This is a genomic window from Streptomyces aurantiacus, from assembly GCF_001418335.1.
In the GTDB taxonomy this organism is placed as follows: domain Bacteria; phylum Actinomycetota; class Actinomycetes; order Streptomycetales; family Streptomycetaceae; genus Streptomyces; species Streptomyces aurantiacus.
On sequence record NZ_LIPP01000525.1, the window covers coordinates 1 to 1,279 of the forward strand.

The window sequence follows — 1,279 nt, forward strand, 5'->3', positions numbered from 1 at the left end:
GTTCCCCTCCCCTCCTCCCTCTCCCCTCCTCCTGGAACACAGGGTGCTGAAGGCGCTGTTGGGCGCATGGGCGCTGGCGGCCTGCTCGGCCGAGGAGACGGTGGCGGTCGAAGACCACCTCGGCGACTGCGGCGCCTGTGCCGACGAGGCCCTGCGCCTGCGCGAAGCGGTGGGCCTCCTGCACCGCCCGGAGAGCCTCGACCTGGACCCGGCCCTGCGCACCCGCGTCCTGGAGGCCTGCCTGGACCGACGCCCGCCCCGCATCCCGGTCCCTTTCTGGGCCACTCCGTACGACGCGGAAACCGCCCGCCTCGACGCCCTGCTGCAGGACATCGGCGACGCGGAGTGGCATGCTCCCGTACGCCTGCGCTGGTTCGACGGCAACGAACCGACAAGCAGGCGCACCACCGTCGCCGGAGTGCTCACCCACCTCCTGACCGTGGACGGCCTGGTGGCCGTCACGCTCGGCCTGGACGACCCCCTGGAAACCGCGGCGGACGCACCCACGCCCTCGGCCCGCACCGAGGCCTTCTGGCGTGCCGCCCCCTTCCCGCCCACCCGTTCCGTACGGGGCCCGTGGCGCGAGCAGGCCCACAACCTCGTCCGCACGGTGGCCTTCGCGGGCGGAGGGTCCGGCCGGCTGCCGGTCCCGTACGGTGGCTTCGAACTCCCGCTGTGCGACTCGATGCTGGACCGCGCCTTCGAGACCTGGGTCCACGCGGGAGACATCGCGGACGCGGTCGACTACCCCTACGAGCCGCCCTCGCCCCGCCATCTGCACGCGATGATCGACCTGGGCGCCCGGATGCTCCCCTCGGCCCTGGCCGCCCGCCGCCAGGCAGGCCTCGCGGCCCCCGGCCAGACCCGCCACCTGGTCCCGGCCGGCGTCCCCGGCCGCAGCCTCCGCCTGGAGATCGAGGGCCTGGGCGGCGGAGAGTGGCTGATCCCGCTCGACTCCCCCGGCGCCCTGGCCTCTCCGGACCACGAGGTGGCCCACGTGGCACTGGACGGCGTGGAGTTCTGCCAACTGGCAGCAGGCCACGTCCCTCCGGAAGAGGCGGCAGCGGGCCAGGTAGGAGACCGCGAGGCCATCAGAGACGTCCTGTTCGCGGCAGCATCACTGAGCCGCATGTAGACGCGACCGGGACGCACACCCCTCCGATCCGCACCCGCGAGACGTCAGAAGGGGGTCGGGGCGACGTGTCCGCCCGCAGCGGCTGGCGCGTCCGCAGAGGGTTCCTTGTAAGGCAACTCAATCGCGCCGGACCGAGGACGGACA

1 protein-coding gene is annotated in these 1,279 nt (G+C 73.4%); it reads left to right on the forward strand.

Translation table 11 applies throughout. From position 1 onward, the window contains the following. The coding region (locus AOK01_RS39910) for a maleylpyruvate isomerase N-terminal domain-containing protein (RefSeq protein ID WP_055520533.1) at positions 1-1,135 on the forward strand (1,135 nt) is incomplete at its 5' end. Between the last annotated feature and the right edge of the window lie 144 nt (positions 1,136-1,279).